Origin of the sequence: Proteus sp. G2300 (assembly GCF_009915965.1) — a bacterium.
Lineage (GTDB): Bacteria > Pseudomonadota > Gammaproteobacteria > Enterobacterales > Enterobacteriaceae > Proteus > Proteus vulgaris.
In genome coordinates this window covers 345,568-362,645 of the sequence record NZ_JAABNK010000005.1, presented here as the reverse complement: position 1 = coordinate 362,645, position 17,078 = coordinate 345,568, and the positions used below count along the sequence as shown (strand labels likewise).

Sequence of the window (17,078 nt, the reverse complement as noted above, 5' to 3'; positions counted from 1 at the left end):
TTTAAAGGAGTCACGCCGTGCTAATTATTGAAACCACGCTTATCTTACGCAGAGAAATCAAGCGATTAAAGCAAGAAGGTAAACGCATTGCATTGGTTCCAACAATGGGTAATCTTCATGAAGGTCACTTAAAATTAATAGAAGAAGCACGTATTCACGCAGATGTAGTGATCACGTCTATTTTTGTTAACCCACTTCAATTTGATAGAGAAGCGGATTTAGCCAATTATCCCCGCACTTTACAAGAAGATTGCGAATTACTCCGTGATAAAAATGTCGATATTATCTTCGCTCCTTCAGCAAAAGAGATGTATCCACATGGCATGGAAAACCAAACAACCGTTGATGTACCAGTACTTTCTACTGTTCTGGAAGGTGCAAGCCGTCCAGGGCATTTTCGTGGAGTAACAACGGTTGTTAGTAAGCTCTTTCATCTTGTACAACCCGATGTGGCGATATTTGGTGAAAAAGATTTCCAACAACTACAAATTATCAAGAAGATGGTCAGTGATTTATGTATGGATATCAGCATCGTTCCTGTTGCTATCGTCCGTGACAAAAAGGGTTTAGCATTAAGTTCACGTAATCGCCTATTATCTGATAGTGAAAAACAGCAAGCCCCTGCACTTTATCAAGCAATGCAAGAAATCGCTGAACAATTAAAGTCTGGCAATCATGATGTTAATCAGCTACTTCAAAATGCCAAAAGCACCTTAGAACAACAAGGTTTCCGTGCAGATGAGTGTTTTATTTGCGATGCAGATACACTCACACCATTAACAGAAGAAAGTCGCCACGCGGTTATTTTAATGGCTGTATGGCTGGGTAATACTCGCCTTATTGATAACCAGCAGGTTAATCTGGTGTATTAATTATTAGAATATAGGAAACACAACAATGCTACGCACTATGTTACAAGGTAAACTTCATCGCGTAAAAGTGACACAAGCCGATCTTCATTATGAAGGCTCTTGCGCGATTGATCAGGATTTTATGGATGCCGCGGGTATTCTTGAAAATGAAGCGATTGATATTTATAACGTAGATAATGGTGAACGTTTTTCAACTTACGCCATTTGCGCGGAAAGAGGCTCACGAATTATTTCAGTTAATGGCGCAGCTGCGCGTAAAGCCGCCGTTGGCGATCGCTTAATTATTTGCTCTTATGTGCAAATACCTGATAGTGATGCGCGTAGCCATAAACCCAATATTGCTTATTTTGAAGACAATAATGAAATGAAACGTATTGCAAAAGCCGTGCCTGTTCAAGTTGCTTAATCAATAAAGTATTACTCACATCCCATAAGCAGAGGTTCCCTGCTTATGGGAGATCATAACAAGAATAATAAATAATCTATTATTATTTGCTTGTCACGATTCACCTCGATAAAAACGAGACATAAGATTCAAAACCGAGTTTCTTCTCCCTTTTTCCTCGCTTATCTTTCTGTAGCTTGTTATAAATCAGATAAGTATTGTCTGACTACTCTCTGACTAATAAAAAATTATGATAAAAGTTGCTTTAGTAGATGATCACATTGTTGTGCGCTCTGGATTTGCACAATTGCTAATGCTGGAACCTGATATTCATATAGTCGGTGAATATTCTAATGGGCAAGAAGCTTGGCCTTATTTAGCCCATGATGATATTGATGTTGCCGTCATGGATCTCTCAATGCCAGGTGAAAGTGGTTTGCAACTGCAAAGCCGTTTAAAACAAAAACGCCCTGACTTTCGTACAATTATTTTAAGTATTTACGATACCCCAGCCTTCGTTCAAAGTGCGCTAGACTCAGGTGCTCATGGATATTTAACAAAACGTTGTGGCCCCGAAGAGTTAGTTCAAGCTGTACGAGCTGTACATCAAGGTGGTTGTTATCTCTGCGCTGACGCCATGAAAGCATTACGGCATACTCCTGAAAAAGAAGATGCATTACACACATTAACCCCCCGTGAAAAAGAAATTTTTAATCTTTTAGTGCAAGGCGTTAATGTCAAAACAATTGCAATACAACTTAACCTTAGCCATAAAACGGTGCACGTTCATCGTGCCAATGTCCTTGGCAAATTAAGTTGTGAGACAACCATCGATTTAGTCCATTTCGCCTTAAAAAATCAGTTGATCACAGGATCGCTGTAACATGAAAAGAGGACTGCGTTTTCTTCTTCAATCCCTCTTTTTATTACTTACCTACTCTTTACTTTGGCTATCACTTTGGGTAATTGGTTTCTATTTAAGTAAGAATGGGCAACAAGCCGCCCTTTTCTTACCTCAAGGCTTGCGATTAGCTTTAATTATTTTGCTTTGGCGACGCTTTTGGCTCCCGATGTTGTTTGCTGAATGGGGACTTTATTACTGGCTAACACAAGAGCAGTTAATTACACATGCTATTATTTATCTTTCCCCATTATTGAGCCTAATTATCGCCTTAGAAGTTCAACGCATTTGGTGGCGGTATCCGCTTTATTGGCAACGCTTAACCCTACTAATTGGTGCTGTGGGCTTTAATAGCCTATTACAAGCCTTTATGCTTGGCTTTTTTATTAATACCACCAGCGGAATTTTTCTAACCTCCGTCACCGGAGGGATCTTGCTCGCGCCCTTTGTTTTTTTACTTTATGAGTATCTTCGTGAATTACAAAGTCGAACGTTAATTGCTGATGGCACCCCAGATCCACCACTAAGAACCTCCTTACTGATGTGGGGATTTCTATTTTGCCTTATCGGATTAAGCGCTCAGTTTTTTTTAACACCTGAAATAGAGCGCTTATTAGTTATTCTCGTTTTTATTCCTAACGTCTTTATGGCCTACCGTTATGGCTGGCAAGGTGGCGTATTATCGGCATTACTCGGAAGCTTAATGATTACCTTTGCTCGACAAGTAAACGGTGCATTTAATGACTTACGTGAATTAGAAATGTTCTTAACTACACAAGCCATTATTGGCATTGGTTTAGGGATAGCAATCAGCCGCCAACAGCAATTAGCCCATAATTTACGCCATTATCGATTACGTTTAGAGCAAGAACTTCAAGCCAGACGTGAATTAATGGAGCAACTGGTTCATACAGAAGAAGATGTGAAAAAAGCGATTGCCCGTGAATTACATGATGAGATTGGACAAAATATCACCGCAATCCAAATTCAATCAATGCTAATGAAGAAAACAGCCAATAACGATAAAACGCGACAAACTGGTGAACAAATAGAACGTCTAGCATTACAAATTCATCAATCTACACGTCAACTACTCCGACAATTGCGCCCACCTGTTTTAGAAGAAATGTCTCTTGAAAAAGCCCTTCACCATTTAATCAATGAATTTGCCTTCAATGATAATGGCATCACCTGTAATTTTAATTATTCATTAGATAAAGAGCCTGAAAACGAAACCATAATTTTTACCCTCTACCGTTTGGTACAAGAGTTATTAAATAATATTAGTAAACATGCCAACGCAACCTATATTGAAGTTTCGTTAACCCAAAACAAAAACCGCCTAAGACTGATCATTAGTGATAATGGTATTGGTATGCTCCCCACATCATTATCAACACAACAAAGTAGCGGTTTTGGATTGCGTGGCATTGAAGAGCGCATTCGCGCTTTAGGCGGAGAATGGGAAGTGATCAATCATCACGGCACGAAAATAATTGTTAACTTACCCACAAATTCAAAAGAAAACAGTGAAAACTAAGAATAAGTCTTAGTCATCTACAACCTTATCTCATTCTTTTTCGCGACATTTTTTTTACATTTGCAACATCAAAGAGGATGTTATGTCAGGTAAAAATTCGGCATCAATAAATAAGACCTATAACTTTTGGCGCAGAAACTTAATGCTGTCGATGATTATTGGTTATGCCACTTTCTACCTCACACGTAAAAGCGTCAACTTTGTTATGCCTGTTATGCAAATTGAATTGAATTTAGATAAAGGGGATATCGGTTGGCTCGCCAGCTTGTTTTATCTGACTTACGGTTTATCTAAATTTGTTTCTGGTGTTTTCCATGACAAATGGGGATACCGCTGGTTTATGGGTGTGGGTTTAGTGATGACAGGCATTATGAATATTATTTTTGCCTATTGTCTTTCGTTTCCTGCACTACTTTTGGTCTGGGCATTAAATGGTTTCTTTCAAGGTTTTGGTTGGCCCCCTTGTGCAAGGTTGTTAACACACTGGTATTCTCGCAATGAACGCGGTTTCTGGTGGGGATTATGGAATATCTCAATCAACCTTGGCGGGATGAGTCTTCCCATTTTAACAGCGTGGTTAGCGACGCATTATAGTTGGCAAGTGGCACTGCTTGTACCTGGTATTATCGGCATTATTATTGGGTTATGGCTCTGTGTTCAGTTAAAAGGTACACCAGTAGAAGAAGGATTGCCTACTGTCGGTGTGTGGCGACGCGATGTTTTTGAATTACGTCAAGAGCAAGCCTCTCCCCCCAAACCGATGCTGACTATTTTGAAAGAGAGCATTTTATTTAACCGAATGATTTGGTTGCTAGGATTTTCTTATATTTTGGTTTATCTCATACGTATGGCGATAAACGATTGGGGAAATATCTGGTTATCAGAAACACATGGCGCCAACTTATTGAGTGCTAATGCCATTCTCTCGTTATTTGAAGTGGGTGGTTTATTAGGGGCGTTATGTTCAGGTTGGGGCTCGGATTTATTATTCCGAGGCCAACGAGCACCCATGATATTGCTGTTTTCACTCGGACTCTTTACCGCAGTAGCAGCACTTTGGTTAATTCCAATTCATCATTATGCTCTGCTCGCAGCCTGCTTTTTTAGTATCGGTTTTTTCGTGTTCGGACCACAGATGTTAATCGGGCTTGCTGCAACAGAATATTGCCATAAAAACGCAGCAGGCACGGTAACTGGCTACTTGGGATTGTATGCCTACTTAGGGGCAGCAATGGCAGGTTGGCCATTAAGTCAGGTCATGGCGCATTATGGTTGGACTGGGATGTTCGCATTATTAACCAGTGCTGCGGCCTTAATGGGACTTCTGCTAATGCCGTTATTGATTGCTGATGTCAGCAAACAAGAGCATTTAGTAGGCCCTCTTTCATTTTCCGATGACGACACATTTAAAAGGTTCTGAACATGAAATTGAAAACCCTCTCTACACTCGTTGCTACTGGTCTGGCACTTTCTGCTGTTAGCTTATCTACAAATGCTGCAGGTCGCTTAGTGGTTTACTGTAGTGCGACAAATGCGATGTGTGAAGCCGAAACAAAAGCCTTTGCCGAAAAATATGATGTTAAAACGACCTTTGTTCGTAATGGTTCAGGGAGTACTTTAGCTAAAATTGAAGCTGAAAAACGTAACCCACAAGCTGATGTTTGGTATGGCGGAACGATGGATCCTCATTCACAAGCGGGTGAAATGGATCTGTTAGAGCCTTATGTCTCTCCTAACCTTGATCAAATCATGCCACAGTTTCGTGATCCCGCGAAACGTAAAGGTAACTACTCTTCTGCGGTTTATGTCGGCATCTTAGGTTTTGGTGTCAATAAAGATCGCTTAAAAGAAAAAGGCATCGCTATTCCAACTTGTTGGAAAGATTTAATTAAACCTGAATATAAAGGTGAAATTCAAATTGCCGATCCTCAAAGCTCAGGAACCGCTTACACCGCATTGGCAACCTTTGACCAGTTATGGGGTACTGAGCAAGCCTTTGATTATCTGAAAAAAATTAATACGAATATTTCACAATACACCAAGTCAGGGATTGCCCCAGCACGAAATGCCGCCCGTGGTGAAGCCGCCATTGGTATTGGGTTCTTACATGACTACTCATTAGAAGTTGAAAATGGCGCCCCACTTGAATTAATTTCACCTTGTGAAGGTACTGGTTATGAAATCGGGGGAGTCAGTATCATTAAAAATGCCCGTAATATGGATAATGCAAAATTATTCGTAGACTGGACACTCTCAAAAGAAGCACAAGAAATTAGCTGGAAAGAAGGTAAATCTTACCAAATTCTCACCAATACCACGGCCGAATCTTCACCAATGGCACTAAAATTATCAGACTTAAAACTCATTAACTACGACATGGATAAATATGGCGATAGTGATGTGCGTAAAGAGTTGATTAATAAATGGGTAACCGAAGTAAAAATGGGTAAATAGCTCATTAACAGAGCGAGATAACCTCTCGCTCTCTTTTTCTCATAATAATAAATACATTTACTCTCGGGGGATTTATGTCTCACACACTCGCTTTACCTGAAAAAAAGAGGCGGGATCCCATATTTTTATGGATCCTAATTGCTTGGATGGCATTTGCTTTACTGCCGTCATGGAGCCTTGATTACGGTCTTTTAGATTCTACAGCAGATGAATTGCTCACCTCTTATGGCTGGAGTAGCGTCAATATTAGTTGGCTCTGGTTTGTATTACCGAGTTTACTGCTCTTTCGCCCATTAATCGCACCTAAGCGTGAAAACCGTTCTCGCCACTATTTTGATGCGAGTTTTGCCTTACTTTGTGCTTTTATTACGATAGTTAGCGCAACACTTGAAGGACGTGGTTTAGGTTACTCTGCGATCATCCTCTTTATTTCACTGGGAATGATCATGAAAACCGCCTTAACACGCTTGGAATGGCTTGGCGGTGATAGCTTCGTTATTGGATCATTAATCACCGTTGTTGCTTTGATTGGCGCCTTTATTATTTTCCCTAGTATCGCTATTTTTATTCCGATGTTTAAAGATAGTGCAGGCAATTTTGCCCCATTTGAGTTTATCGCCATTTTAAGCCAAGCCCATATTGTACAAGTGATGCTGAACTCTATCGCACTTTCTATCGCGGTCGGCATGGGTTGTACTTTCTTTGGTTTAATTCTAGCTATTTACACATCACGTATTGCGGTGCGCTCTGCCATTATTGGCCGTGTATTTTCCATCTTACCCATTGTTACACCACCTTTTGTTGTGGGTTTAGGGGTCACACTCATGATGGGACGCTCTGGCTATGTGACAGAGTTTCTCGCTACTTATGCTGGCCTTGAAAATACCAACTGGTTATATGGATTTACAGGTATTTGGTTAGCACAAGTCCTCGCGTTTACACCAATGTCGTTTATGATTTTAGATGGTGCAATTAAAACCATTCACCCGTCATTAGAAGAGGCCTCTTACACCTTAAGAGCCAACCGTTATCAAACCTTCTTTAACGTCTTTTTACCGTTACTTAAGCCAGCGTTAGCTAATGCATTTTTAATTGTTATTGTGCAATCGCTTGCTGATTTTAGTAATCCTCTGGTTTTAGGAGGTAACTTTGACGTTATTGCCACACAGATTTATTTCTATATCACTGGCTCTCAACTGGATTATCAATCCGCCAGTACATTAGGTGCCTCACTTTTAGTATTCTCACTATTAGTGTTCTGTGTGCAGTATATGTGGATTGGTAAACGCTCTTACGTCACCGTATCAGGGAAATCTTATCGTGGTGATGTTCAACCTTTGCCATCGTCATTGATTGCCTTTGTAACAACCGTTCTCGGTATTTGGGTTGTCTTTAATATCTTATTATATGGCAGTATTTTCTACGGTAGCTTTACCGTTAACTGGGGTGTTGATTACACCTTAACCCTTGATAACTTTATCAAGTTATTTGGTCAAGGAATGAGTGACGGTGCATGGCCTTCGTTATTGGATACCTTGTTATATGCCGGCATCGCAGCACCTATTACGGCTATTCTTGGATTGTTAATCGCCTATATCGTTGTGCGCCAAGACTTTAAAGGTAAGAAAAGTATTGAGTTCACAACAATGCTTTGTTTCGCCGTACCAGGAACCGTTGCGGGTGTTTCTTATATTCTTGCGTTTAACGACTCCCCGTTCTATTTAACAGGGACTGCTGCGATTGTGATTATCTCTATGACAATGCGTAATGTGCCAGTAGGGATACGTGCGGGTATTGCGGGATTGGGACAAATTGATAAATCTCTCGATGAAGCATCTTTAAGCTTGAGAGCAAATTCAATGAGAACCATTTTCTATGTCCTATTACCGTTATTGCGCCCTGCTATTCTGTCTGCGCTGATTTATAGTTTTGTGCGTGCAATTACTACTGTCAGTGCCATTGTCTTCCTTGTTACACCTGATACACGTGTTGCAACTGCTTATATTTTAAACCGTGTTGAAGACGGTGAATACGGCGTCGCAATTGCCTACGGCTCGATTTTAATCGTCGTGATGTTGGCAATTATTTTCTTATTTGACTATTTGATTGGCGAAGCCCGTGTTTCACGCTCTAAAGCCAAAAATGCACAGTAATACGGAGTATAAATCATGACACAACAACATTTCGTTGAACTGAAAAATGTCGTTAAGCGTTTTGGCTCTAATACGGTTATTGAAGAGCTCAGTTTGTCTATTCCACAAGGTAAAATGGTTTCATTATTAGGGCCTTCTGGTTGCGGTAAAACAACCGTTTTACGTTTAGTCGCAGGACTAGAAAAACCCACAGAAGGTAAAATCTTTATCGACGGTGAAGATGTGACTGATCGCTCAATTCAACAACGTGATATCTGTATGGTGTTTCAGTCTTATGCGCTTTTTCCTCATATGTCATTAGGGGAAAATATTGGCTATGGGTTAAAAATGCTCGGGCGCCCGAAAGCAGAAATCAAGCAACGAGTAACAGAAGCTTTAGAGCTGGTGGATTTAGCAGGATTTGAAGACCGTTTTGTTGACCAAATATCGGGTGGGCAACAGCAACGTATTGCATTAGCTCGCGCCTTAATTTTAAAACCTAAAGTACTGCTTTTTGATGAACCACTCAGTAACCTTGATGCAAATTTACGTCGTAGCATGAGAGAGAAAATTCGTGAATTACAACAACAGTTTAATATCACTTCTCTTTACGTGACCCATGACCAAAGTGAAGCATTTGCGGTTTCTGACATGGTATTGGTGATGAATAAAGGCAAGATAATGCAATTAGGATCTCCACAAACCCTTTATCGCCAACCTGCGTCTGAATTTATGGCCAGTTTTATGGGAGATGCAAACTTATTCCCAGCCACATTAGGCGCTGATTATGTTGATATCTTCCAATATCGCCTACCAAAGCCAGACACGTTTAATACGACTAAAACAGAAGTCAGAGTCGGTGTTAGGCCTGAAGCGATCACCTTATCTCAACAAGGCGAAGCCTGTCAGCAATGCAAAATCGTGCATGTAGCTTATATGGGTCCTCAATATGAGGTAACCGTCGAATGGCAAAATCAAACTTTGCTATTACAAGTCAATGCCACACAGCTTCAACCTAACGTAGGCGACAGTTATTATCTCCAAATCCATCCTTATGGTATGTTTATTTTAGAATAAGCACCTTTACCCTATTTTATCATTTCTCTTCAGGGCGCCATTATGGCGCCTTTTTATTCCTTCTTTTTTACATTCTCTCTTTTGTTTTTTTATTCTTAAATTACAAATAATTATAAATTTTTTATCGTTTTTAAAAAATCATTACTTGCTAATGATAATTATATTTACTTACAATATTTACAAAATGTTACGTTATAACATAATAAAACAAGGAGGATAAATGGTATGAAAAAATCTATTTTTAGTTATACAACACTTTTTATTTCAATAAGTTATTCTTTTTTTGTAAATGCAGACTCTGCAATAAAGGAAAAAGAAAATCAGACTTTTGAGGTATTAAAGGTCTATTCGACCCCTTTGCATACACCACAAGAAAAAATGGCAATACCCGTTGTGGTTCTGACACAAGAGGATCTACGTGCTAATCGTAGTGCATCTATTGCTGAAACGTTGACATCCTTGCCAGGTTTTCATGCCAGTTTTTTTGGTGGCGGTTCGGTACATCCCGTTATTCGAGGGCTGTCAGGGAATAGAGTCAAGGTATTACACAGTGGCAGTGATCTTATGGACGTTTCCTCTATTGGTGCAGATCACGCAATCACAAGCGAACCCTTTTTAAGCCAGCGAATTGAAGTACTAAAAGGACCTGCAACATTACTTTATGGTGGAGGAACAATAGGCGGTGCAATTAATGTGATTGATAGCAAAATTCCTATGTCAGTGCCTGAAAAAGGCTACGAGGGAGAATTACAGTATCAGTACGATTCTGTTTCTAAAGGAAATACAGGATCAGCCGGATTAACATTAGGACAAGATAATCTAGCGTTGCGTATTGAAGGCACTAAACGTTATCAAAGCGATTACAAACAACCAGCCTCCTTGCATCAAGGAGAACCTAGCCGTTTAGCTGGCTCTTATCAAGATAATCAATCGGCCAATATCGGCGCATCTTGGATCTTCGATGACGGTTATATTGGTATTGGTTATGGCGAACAACATCGTCGATATGGATTGCCTGGTCATACTCATTTTCACGATCACGATGAGGATCACCACCACGCATCTATAACCCCTCCTTTAGTCGGCCATCATCATCATGATCACAATCATGGATACCCTGATGAACAACATGAACATGGTATTCCTTATATTATTATGGAGAGTAAGCGATGGGATCTACGTGGTGAAAAAAACAATCCATTTGTTGGTATTGAATCTCTACGTTTCAGTGCAGCCAGAACCGATTATCAGCATGATGAAAAAGAAGGTCATGAAGTCAGTACCCAATTTAAAAACAAAGGAGATGAATTAAGGTTTTCTTTCACTCATCAACCTATTTTAGGTTGGCATGGTGTTATTGGCGGGCAATTTAATCAACGTGATTTTAGTGCTGACGGTGAAGAGGCTTATGTCCCCGCAACAAAAACAAAAAATCACTCACTCTTTTTATTAGAAGAATATCAATTAGGTGATTTTCGCTATGAATTAGGATTTCGCCAAGAGTGGCAATCACTGTTAAATAGAGAAACTCAAAAAACCAATAAACAAAGTGCATCTTCCATTTCTACTGGATTAGCCTGGAATTTTACACAAGACTATTTTTTAAATTTATCACTATCACACACAAAAAGATTACCGGTCGCAGAAGAGCTCTATGCGAATGGTGTTCATGCCGCAAGTAGAACCATTGAAAAAGGCGATCCTAATTTAACTGCAGAAACCGCAAATAATATTGATATTGGAGTAACTAAAGTAACAGGCGATATTCAATTTAATATGAGTGCCTATTACAATCGTATCAATAATTATATTTACGGTAAGTTTACTGGTGCTGAATTAAATAATGGTTATCGTTCATTACAATATGTTCAACATGATGCACAATTTAAAGGTGTAGAAGGAAATATTGATTATTACTATAACCAAGATAGCTTAATTGGTATTTCTGGTGATTATATCAGAGCAAATTTACTTCATAACAAAGGAAATATACCAAGAATACCGGCTTATCGATTAAGTACTTATATTAAACATAATTTTTCAGGAAACTTAACGGGACAAATCCGTATTGATCATTTTGGAAAACAGAATAAAACAGCCGAGTATGAAACACCTACGGATGCTTATAACACGGTTAGTTTAGGTAGTGAATATATTGGTTATTTAGACAACACCGATTATACCTTATATGCCAAGATTAATAATATCTTTGATGCAAAAGGGAAAGACAGTACCTCTTATATTAAAGATGAAATGTATTTACCAGGTCGTAATATTATCTTAGGCGCTACTCTTACATTCTAATATAAATATCATGAAAAAAAGTAAACTCTATATTATTTTTCTTATGCTTTTGTCATCTCCTTTATATGGAAAAGAGAGCAATGATGATAAAGGAAAAGAAAAAGAAAATCAAAACGATGCAATAACAGTTAAAGGCACACTAATAAAAAATAAAGAGACGTTTTCCTCTTTATTACTTAATAACCGAGAAGAAATAAAAGGAAAAGAACTTGAACAAATAAAAACGAATACTATTGGTAATACCGTTGCAAAAGTCGCTGGCGTACAAGCCGAAGGTTTTGGACCTAATGCTGCAAGACCTGTTATTCGAAGTTTATCAGGAAATCGTGTCGGTATTTTAGTCAATAATCTGCCAATTAATGATGTTTCATTTATTAGTGGAAATATGCCTATTCCCATTGATATGAACCGAATTAATGAAATATCGATCAGTAAGAATTCTGAAGCACTCTTTTATGGTGGTAGTACAAGCGGTGGTGCCATTCATTTATGGGATGATAGGATACTGACACAGTTACCTGAAAAAGCCATTTCAGGTGCAGTGACTTTTAATGGAAGTACCAATAACGGTAATGGTGGCTCTGCAAATATTAAACTCAGCGATGAAGAAAATTGGATTTTTAATCTTTCTGGTGCGACGAAGCGTGTCTCTAGATATAAAATTCCTACGAATTCTAAAGCGGGGCCTTGCTACAGCTTTCAGCAACTTAAAGAACACTTTGCATTACGTGATCAATGCCAAGTGGATATGAAAGTTTTTACCAGTCGTAACCCTGAAGCTTATCCTTATATTAGTGAGTTCTGGAAAAAATATAAGGTTGAATATGAGTTAAGTGAAGGTGATAAATACACCTTTAAAGATAAAGATTATTTTTCAGGTATTGGCTATGTCAATAATGAACCAAACGCACAATATAAGCCAGGTAGCCCGACATCGATTGAACATGTCACCCCGCCTAAGCATTATGTTGAAAATAACAATAAAGAGATCCCAAATAGCTTTTTAAAAAGCCAAAGTGGTAATGCATCCCTTTCTTATATTAGAGATGATAGTTATTTAGGTTTATCTATTACTGATTTTCAAACCTCTTACGGTGTACCGGGATATGCTTACCTCACCACAAAGACTAGCCGAGAAATGTATAAACCAGTTTCAGTTTCAAATCATAATCGGCGGATAGATATACAAGGAAAACATGATCACTTAACGCCTTTTTTAAGAGACAGTGCTTTTTATTACTCTTATTCTGAGTCTAAAGATGAAGAATTAGTGGGGCAAATTGCATCATCAGTATTTGAGACAAAAAGTCACCAATTAGCATTGGAAACAGCACACGAGCCACTCTTTAATCGGTTAAATGGTGCAGTTGGCGTTAACGGTAATTATCGTGATCTGAAAACGTCTGGTTATGATGCTTATTTACCAAGTGTATTAACCAAAGAGTACGGGATATATTGGATTGAGTCGCTAAATTTATCTCCTTTTGAAATCACCGCGGGATACCGTAAAGGTTATACTCAACACCATCTTAATATCCCAGATAATTATAATAGTGGTAGAGGACAAGGTTCAAATTTACAAAACCGTCATTTTGATACCAGTGCGAATACATTAGCATTATCTTTTATGCCAATTGATGAATGGACATTAAAGCTACAACAACATATTTCCTATCGAGCACCAGAAATTAATGAGCTTTATACGCATGGCCCTCATTACGCTTATCTGATTGAAGAACAGGGAAATAGTAAATTTAATACAGAGAAAAGTAAAAGTATTGAATTATCATCTGTTATTGAGATTGGTAATTTCTCTAATAAACTTAATTTGTATAAAACAGACTACAGTGATTTTAAATTTAGACGATTAACAGGAATTAGTCGTGGTGGTGTTACCGTTATGGAATGGGATGAAACTGATCTAGAAACAAAAGGTTTAGAATACGAATTTAAGTATTTATATGAAATGCCTCACGAGCATAACCTTACCTTTACGCTATTCGGTGATTTTGTCGAAAATAAAAGTAAAAGAAAGCTATTTATTGCCGGTAATTATTTACCAAACTTACCTAACGAAAAACATGGTGTCAGTATTAATTACCAACACGGTGAATTAACCGCATTTAGTAGCGCTACTTACTATAAAAAACAAAAAGAAAGTGGCGGATTAATGTATGGTGGAGATATTACTTTTCCTTCCTATACTTTAGTCGATGCAGGTATAGGTAAAAAATATCATTTAGATAAACTTGATGTTTCTGTCGATTTTATGATTAATAACCTCACCGATACTGAAGCAAGACCGGCTTCTTCTCAACTAAAATATTTAGCTCCTTTACCGGGTCGAAATTATGGGGTCAATGTCAAAATTGATTTCTAAAATATTTTAATTTAACAATGCATTTAAATAAGCGAGGCACCCAATGGGTGCCTCTTTTTTATGATTATAATACTACGACATTTTTCCCTGGTGTGACATCCTGGTGTGAATATTTGATGTAACACTTGGTGTAATACATTGCTTATATTTTATTATTTTAAAAAACAATTATGGATACTCGTACCACTCCCTTTTGTTTTTATATGAGACGATAAAGACAAAAGCTTCTCGTCCTTATCCTGCACTCTATTTTCCTTGAGTGAGATATTTCTGCATCTCATCTGCTGGCACCATACCACCACCTGTCGCCCACACTAAATGCGTTGCATTTTGCATATTTTGACTATCTAGTGATAAACCTTGCAGGTAATCTTTAGCTTGAGTGACATGTACAGCTCCCGCCATTCCAGCTAAAGCCGAAGGTTCTAATTTAATTCCTTCTTCTTTATTTAACAGACTTAACAAGTCATAAAGCTCTTGATCATCAATAGTGTAATAACCATCAATTAAGCGCTCCATTGCACGCCCCACGAAGCCTGATGCGCGCCCCACAGCCAGGCCATCAGCAGCAGTCACGTTGTCGATACCAATTTCTTGTACTGAAATACCTTCATGTAACTGGGTATAAACGCCCAATAACATACAAGGCGAATGTGTAGGCTCTGCAAATAAACAATGCACTGCATCACCAAATGCCAGTTTTAGCCCAAACGCAACACCACCAGGGCCACCACCAACACCACAAGGTAGATAAACAAATAGAGGATGTTCACTATCAACACGAACACCTTGTTCTTCAAATTGATGTTTCAAACGTAATCCGGCAACGGCATAACCCAAAAACAAGGTTTTTGAGTTTTCATCATCAATAAAGAAACAGTTAGGATCTTTTTCTGCTTCTTTACGACCTTCTTCTACCGCGATACTGTAATCTTGTTCATATTCAACAACATTTACGCCATGAGAGCGTAATTTATCTTTCTTCCACTGACGTGCATCAGCAGACATATGAACACTCACACTAAAGCCTAATTTCGCACTCATGATCCCAATAGACATACCTAAGTTGCCTGTTGAACCTACTGCGATACTATATTGGCTAAAGAACTCACGGAATTTATCAGAAAATAATTTTTCATAATTATCATCTGTACTTAATAATCCTGCGTTAATCGCCAATTTCTCAGCATGAGTCAGTACTTCATAAATTCCACCACGTGCTTTAATTGAACCTGAAATAGGCAGATGACTGTCCTTTTTCAAACGCAATTGGCCACTAATGGCGGTGTTATAACGCTTTTCAAGAGCAACTTTCATCTTAGGAATATCAATCACTTCTGATTCGATGATCCCTTTAGTAACAGATGTTTCTGGAAATGCTTTAGCTAAATAAGGTGCAAAACGTTGTAACCGTGCTTGTGCGTCAATTACGTCATCTTGCGTTAAACCAACATATGGAAGTCCCTGGTCAGTGGTGGTCACTTTTGGGTTAAACCAAACCACTTCTTTTAAATCCACTAAGTCACGGACAAGTGGATAACTACTTATTAATTTATTTATATCTATATGGTTCATAGTCGTTCTCTTTTATATGACAAAAGAAAGCATAAATGTACCGCCTAATGCGACAAAGGAGGCAATAAAGGTCGCGACACTGTAAAAACGAAAAGTTTCACTTAAAGTTGCATTACAATACTGTTTCACTAACCAAAACAATGAGTCTGTGACGATGGTACAACCAATAGCACCAGAACCAATTGCTAAGGTAATAATTTCTGGGCTAATGTCTGGGTATAAAGGCATCAGTGGTGCAACAATTGCTGTAGCTCCCATCATTGCAACCGTTGCAGAACCAACAGCCGCATGAAGGATAATGGCAACTAACCAAGCTAATAAAATAGGATGCATATCCAAGTTAGAAAGAATTAGTGCTAAAGACTCACTTAAACCACTGCCTTTTAAAATGCCGTTAAAAGCACCACCCGCACCAATAATTAATAAGATATTAGCAATAGAGCTAAAGCTATCTTCTGTTTTCTTCAATAAGATATTCATCCCCATATTACGGCGAATACCTAACACATAATAAGCGACAAAAGCAGCAATAAACATTGCAGTAATTGGGTTACCAATAAACTGTAAAGCAGTATAAAGCGAGGTACCTTTTGTCATATTTAGTTCTGCCGCCGTTTTTATCAGCATCAGAACAATTGGCAATAATACGGTAAAAAGTGTGGCACCTAATGAAGGCAAATCTTTTTCTTCACAAATTTCCATATCTGAGAATTCTTCAGGTACGGTTTTAAATGGCAAACGTTCACCTAGTACTTTTAAAAATAACGGACCACCGACTAATGAGGCAACTAAACCAACAGCAAGTCCGGCAACAATCACGGTCCCCATATCCGCACCTAATTCATTTGTTACGAATAGAGCAGCAGGATGAGGAGGAACAATACAATGAACAGCCATTAATGCTGTACATAATGGAATTGCTAATTTTAATAATGATGTATTTGTTTTTTTCGCAATAGAGAAAGCAAGAGGAATAAGTAATACCACACCCACTTCAACAAAAAGTGTAATACCACAAATAAGGCCAACCAATACCATAATAACGTCTGGAGATAACCAACGGCATTTTTGTAATGTAATACCGATGCGCTCTGCGGCACCTGATATTTCCATCATCTTACCGAGAATGGTACCTAAACCAATAATTGCCGCTAAAAACCCTAATGTACCACCAATACCATTTTCAATCGCATTGACCATTTCTAAAGGGTTCATCTTCATTGCGGTACCGACAAAGAAGCTAGCCAATAGTAAGGCTAAAAACGGATGAAACTTAAGTTTTATTATAGTAAAAACAATGAGCAAGATACTAATTATAAGAGTACCTAGTACCCATAACGTTGAATCCATATATCCATCCCAAACATTTTATTTATTGTTAAACATATTGAATATTAATCATTCGGTACTTACAAATGATGAAAACTTGCACTAAGATGAACTCAATTAACTCAATTA

At 38.4% G+C, this 17,078-nt stretch carries 12 protein-coding genes; 10 read left to right on the top strand and 2 right to left on the bottom strand.

Annotated elements, in window-relative coordinates; translation table 11 throughout:
- Positions 1 to 17: 17 nt before the first annotated feature.
- From panC to GWI97_RS03835, 10 genes are all read left to right on the top strand, one after another.
- Complete coding sequence (gene panC, locus GWI97_RS03880) at positions 18 to 872, top strand: pantoate--beta-alanine ligase (RefSeq protein WP_036932762.1); 855 nt, start codon at positions 18 to 20, stop codon at positions 870 to 872.
- Between the two features lie 25 nt (positions 873 to 897).
- The gene (gene panD / locus GWI97_RS03875) at positions 898 to 1,278 is read left to right on the top strand and encodes an aspartate 1-decarboxylase (RefSeq protein ID WP_036932765.1); all 381 of its coding nucleotides are present in this window, start codon (positions 898 to 900) and stop codon (positions 1,276 to 1,278) included.
- A 229-nt stretch (positions 1,279 to 1,507) separates the two neighbouring features.
- Positions 1,508 to 2,140 (top strand): response regulator transcription factor, encoded by a 633-nt coding sequence (locus tag GWI97_RS03870; protein WP_036932771.1) that lies wholly within the window; start codon positions 1,508 to 1,510, stop codon positions 2,138 to 2,140.
- 1 nt (position 2,141) lies between these two features.
- A complete protein-coding gene (locus tag GWI97_RS03865) occupies positions 2,142 to 3,698 on the top strand; it encodes an MASE1 domain-containing sensor histidine kinase (RefSeq protein ID WP_036932783.1) in 1,557 nt (518 codons plus the stop codon).
- A 67-nt stretch (positions 3,699 to 3,765) separates the two neighbouring features.
- Positions 3,766 to 5,118 carry an MFS transporter family glucose-6-phosphate receptor UhpC gene (gene uhpC, locus GWI97_RS03860; RefSeq protein ID WP_082239417.1) on the top strand — a complete coding sequence of 451 codons (1,353 nt, stop codon included), beginning with the start codon at positions 3,766 to 3,768 and terminating at the stop codon, positions 5,116 to 5,118.
- Positions 5,119 to 5,120: 2 nt separating this feature from the next.
- A complete protein-coding gene (locus GWI97_RS03855) occupies positions 5,121 to 6,152 on the top strand; it encodes an ABC transporter substrate-binding protein (RefSeq protein WP_036932785.1) in 1,032 nt (343 codons plus the stop codon).
- Between the two features lie 74 nt (positions 6,153 to 6,226).
- Positions 6,227 to 8,305, top strand: coding sequence for an ABC transporter permease (locus GWI97_RS03850; RefSeq protein WP_103005054.1), 2,079 nt, complete (start codon positions 6,227 to 6,229; stop codon positions 8,303 to 8,305).
- A gap of 15 nt (positions 8,306 to 8,320) precedes the next feature.
- Positions 8,321 to 9,361 (top strand): ferric ABC transporter ATP-binding protein, encoded by a 1,041-nt coding sequence (gene fbpC / locus GWI97_RS03845; RefSeq protein ID WP_161751846.1) that lies wholly within the window; start codon positions 8,321 to 8,323, stop codon positions 9,359 to 9,361.
- A 225-nt stretch (positions 9,362 to 9,586) separates the two neighbouring features.
- The gene (locus tag GWI97_RS03840) at positions 9,587 to 11,665 is read left to right on the top strand and encodes a TonB-dependent receptor domain-containing protein (RefSeq protein WP_161751845.1); all 2,079 of its coding nucleotides are present in this window, start codon (positions 9,587 to 9,589) and stop codon (positions 11,663 to 11,665) included.
- 10 nt (positions 11,666 to 11,675) lie between these two features.
- Positions 11,676 to 14,045 (top strand): TonB-dependent receptor domain-containing protein, encoded by a 2,370-nt coding sequence (locus GWI97_RS03835; RefSeq protein WP_161751844.1) that lies wholly within the window; start codon positions 11,676 to 11,678, stop codon positions 14,043 to 14,045.
- 246 nt (positions 14,046 to 14,291) lie between these two features.
- Here GWI97_RS03835 and GWI97_RS03830 read toward each other — a convergent pair whose 3' ends face one another.
- Both GWI97_RS03830 and dsdX read right to left on the bottom strand, forming a co-directional pair.
- Positions 14,292 to 15,620 (bottom strand): D-serine ammonia-lyase, encoded by a 1,329-nt coding sequence (locus GWI97_RS03830; protein ID WP_036932793.1) that lies wholly within the window; start codon positions 15,618 to 15,620, stop codon positions 14,292 to 14,294.
- Between the two features lie 12 nt (positions 15,621 to 15,632).
- Positions 15,633 to 16,970, bottom strand: a complete 1,338-nt coding sequence (dsdX, locus tag GWI97_RS03825; protein WP_161751843.1) for a D-serine transporter DsdX — start codon at positions 16,968 to 16,970, stop codon at positions 15,633 to 15,635.
- Positions 16,971 to 17,078: the final 108 nt, after the last annotated feature.